Source organism: Cellulomonas phragmiteti (genome assembly GCF_016862775.1).
Taxonomy (GTDB): Bacteria; Actinomycetota; Actinomycetes; order Actinomycetales; family Cellulomonadaceae; genus Cellulomonas; species Cellulomonas phragmiteti.
Genome location: NZ_BONP01000066.1, coordinates 1 through 587, shown reverse-complemented (window position 1 = coordinate 587; position 587 = coordinate 1). Strand labels below are relative to the sequence as shown.

The window sequence follows — 587 nt, the reverse complement described above, 5'->3', positions numbered from 1 at the left end:
CACGGTCGCGCTGGCCGCCCCGGCCTCGGCGCAGAACGTCAACAGCAACCAGACCGGCACCCACAGCGGGTACTGGTACTCGTTCTGGACCGACGCCCCCGGCACCGTCTCGGCCGTGCTGGGCAACGGCGGCAACTACACGACGTCGTGGCGCAACACCGGCAACTTCGTCATCGGCAAGGGCTGGTCCACCGGCTCGAACCGCGCGGTGTCCTACTCGGGGCAGTTCAACCCCTCGGGCAACGCCTACCTGACCCTGTACGGGTGGACCACCGGACCGCTCGTCGAGTACTACATCGTCGACTCGTGGGGCACGTACCGCCCGACCGGCACCCACAAGGGCACCGTCACCACCGACGGCGGCACCTACGACATCTACGAGACGACCCGGTACAACGCCCCGTCGATCCAGGGCAACCAGACCTTCAAGCAGTTCTGGTCGGTCCGGCAGTCCAAGCGCACCGGCGGCACCATCACGGCCGGCAACCACTTCAGCGCCTGGCAGCGCGCGGGCATGCAGATGGGCAGCCACAACTACATGATCATGGCGACCGAGGGCTACCAGTCCTCCGGCTCGTCGAACATCA

At 67.1% G+C, this 587-nt stretch carries 1 protein-coding gene; it reads left to right on the top strand.

Annotated features, from left to right (window positions below; translation table 11 throughout):
• The coding region (locus tag Cph01nite_RS18935) for a glycoside hydrolase family 11 protein (protein WP_308439452.1) at positions 1-587 on the top strand (587 nt) is incomplete at both ends.